This is a genomic window from Allobosea sp. P2_A10, assembly GCF_056405115.1.
Genome location: NZ_JBFUCS010000047.1, coordinates 1 through 3042 on the forward strand (window position 1 = coordinate 1; position 3042 = coordinate 3042).

The 3042-nt window shown below is 61.5% G+C and carries 4 pseudogenes; all 4 read right to left on the reverse strand.

From position 1 onward, the window contains the following. Positions 1-817, reverse strand: a pseudogene (locus AC1DZY_RS26425) (IS5 family transposase); the annotation flags it as partial. A gap of 68 nt (positions 818-885) precedes the next feature. Continuing rightward, positions 886-1434, reverse strand: a pseudogene (locus tag AC1DZY_RS26430) (ISL3 family transposase); the annotation flags it as partial. A 195-nt stretch (positions 1435-1629) separates the two neighbouring features. Then, positions 1630-2094 (reverse strand): annotated as a pseudogene (locus tag AC1DZY_RS26435) (tetratricopeptide repeat protein); the annotation flags it as partial. Positions 2095-2163: 69 nt separating this feature from the next. Next, positions 2164-3042 (reverse strand): annotated as a pseudogene (locus tag AC1DZY_RS26440) (IS3 family transposase); the annotation flags it as partial.

Genomic DNA, 3042 nt, shown 5'->3' on the forward strand with positions numbered 1-3042 from the left:
CTATAGGCTTCGTGGACAAAGGGTAGCCAGAGTTTGACTGCGGCGATGGCGACGAAACCGAGGTAGGACTCCTTGCTCTTGTCGTAGCGTGTGGCGACGCGCCGCCAGTTCTTGAGCTTGCTGAACAGTCGCTCGATCAGATTGCGCCACTTGTATTTTTCGGCATCGTGCGGCGCAGGGTTCTTGCGATTGCGCTTGGCCGGTATGACGGCCTCGATCTCGGCTTTCGCCAACTCCTCGCGAATGGCGTCGGCATCATAGCCCTTGTCCGCCAGCAGCGCTTCGATCTTGTCGGCGACCATCCGCAGCAGCGGCGCGAAGCCCTTGACGTCGTGTGCCTCTCCGCCGGTCAGGACGAAGCCAAGCGGGCGGCCTTTGGCATCGCAGCGGGCATGGAGTTTGGTGGTAAAGCCGCCACGCGATCGACCAAGCGCCTCTGTTTGCTGAGTCCCCTTTTTATGCCGACTGCGCAGTGATGCGCCCGGACGATGGTTGAGTCGATCATGTCGGCGGAGGGGTCTCGCTCGACCATCTCCGCCAGGCTTTCCAGCATGGCGTCGAAAACGCCGACCTCCAGCCAGCGCCGGTAGCGGCGGAAGACACTGTTCCATTTGCCGTAATCGTCGGGGAGATGCCGCCACTGCGCGCCCGTCCGCGCCAACCACATCATGCCCTCAAAGTAGCGGCGGTTGTCCTGCGCCGGTCGGCAACCGCGCCCGTGCTCGGCCGGCAGCAAAGGCCCAATCAGCGCCCATTCCTCATCCGTCAGACCAATCCGATCGCCCAAGGGTTCCTCCAAAAAGAAGCCTTGAATCAATCCGCGAGTCTCAGGTCAAGCTTTGTCCACGAGGCCTAGTCAGGCGCACCGGGAGAACATTGTAACGAGCGGCTGGTATTCTGCATCAGATGCCAGCGATCGGCGACCTGCTCTGCGAAGGGCAACGGTTTTGCCGCTGCTTCGCCATATCCGCCGCCGCGGTCGCGAGCGACGACGGCTATCGACGAATGGCGCCGCAGCCACGCCTCGGATGTCGCAGGCTCCCTGTCGGGCAGGAGCGTCACGGTCCGTCGCCGTTCGAGGTCGCAAACGATCGTGCCGTACCGGTGATTGCGCCGCCATGCGAAGTCGTCGATGCCGATCACGGTCAACGTCTCCGATGACACCTGCGCTTTGCGCCTGACTACCCGCAGCAGCGTATCGTTGCTGACCGGGACCATCAGCCGCTTGGCGAAGCCCGCCGCCGGGCGACCGCCCAGCGCCAGGCCAAGGTGATGCACGATCAGTTCCAGTCGCCCCGTCCGGCGCGACATCGGAGCCAGCACATCTTCGCCAAATCGCTCGGCGAAGATGCGACGGCAGCACAGCACGGCATCGCACCAGAAGCGCCGAACCAGAACTTCGAGCTCGACGCGCCGGCTGCGGCTTAATGGAATTCAATTGCTGCGCGGCTTATGTTCCTCGACCTACTTCTGAGTCAGCCCGCGCTCTTTTCGCAATAGCGAAAAATTGGTCCCGACGAGCACACGCATTTCCCTGCAGTCAGAGCTGGCAATTTCTTGCGATCCCGATCACCACCATTAGATAGTTGGTACTATCTCAACCGTCCGATTGTAAAAAATAACGGGTATTTATCGAATTGAGGGAGTAAATTGAGCGCTGACGGATGCAAATTTTTTGCGTAATTGCTTCAGTCGCAAGGCAAGCGAAGCTTCGAGCCCGGATTCGAGAGCAACAGCATTTTCGTACGCTTCGAGAGCACGCTTATCGTCATGTCGACCTAATAATGCATCGCCCTGCATTTTGGCTAACGTGGCATTCTTGGGCAGTTGCTCGCGAGCTTTTCCCAGGACTGCCGCAGCGTCGAGAAAGCGCTTTTGTTTGAGGAGTATTTCTGACCAACCGAGCCATGCTGGCGTTTGCAGTGGGTCAGAGGTTGTAGCTTGCTCGTATGCCGCCAAAGCTTCGGGAGTTCGTCGCAGCTCCACAAAAGYACGGGCAATCCCGAGCTGAGCCTGACCCGCTTTAAAGTACGCCTTTGCGGCTTTTTCGAGCGGCGGGATCGCATCGTTCCAGCGCCGGGCGTCTAGGAGTGCCTGCCCGAACTCGAACTGGAACTCGGGGACTGAACCGCACCGGGTTTCCCGGAGGCCATTTCGTTTGAGTCACGCTGCCATGGCTGGCTCGTTCAACATGGCGTAGTAGCGCTCCTCGGCTTCGGCCGGCGGGATGTTGCCGATGGGCTCCAGCAGCCGGCGATTGTTAAACCAGTCCACCCATGTCAGCGTGGCGAATTCGACGGCCTCGAAGCTCCGCCAGGGTCCGCGCCGGTGGATGAGTTCCGCCTTGTAGAGGCCGTTGATCGTCTCGGCGAGAGCGTTGTCGTAAGAGTCGCCAACGCTGCCGACGGAGGGCTCGATGCCGGCCTCGGCGAGGCGCTCGGTGTATCGAATGCTGACGTATTGGGCGATCCCCTGTCGGAATGATGGACGAGGCCCCCTCGATGGACGGGCCGTCGCTCATGCAGGGCCTGCTCCAGCGCGTCGAGCACGAAGCCGGCGTGTGCGGTCCGGGATACGCGCCAGCCRACAATGCGGCGGGCGTAGGCGTCGATGACGAAGGCGACATAGACGAAGCCCGACCAGGTGCTGACATAGGTGAAATCGGAGAGCCAAAGCATGTTCGGCGCAGGAGCRTGGAARACCCGKTTCACATGATCGAGCGGGCACGGCGCCGTCTTGTCCTGCACTGTGGTGCGCACGGGCTTGCCGCRGATGACGCCTTGCAGGCCCATGCCGCGCATCAGKCGCGCCACGGTGCAGCGCGCCACGTCGAAGCGTTCGCGCACCATCTGCCGCCAGACCTTCCGGACGCCGTAAACCTCGAAGTTCTCGGCGAAGACGCGGGCGATCTCGGGCTGCAAGGCGATATCCCGCTTCGCCCTCGCTGACAGCTTCTCGGGATCGGCGCGCTTGGCGACATGGGCATGATAGGTCGAGGGGGCGATCGGCAGCACTTTGCAGATCGGCTCGACCCCATGGACC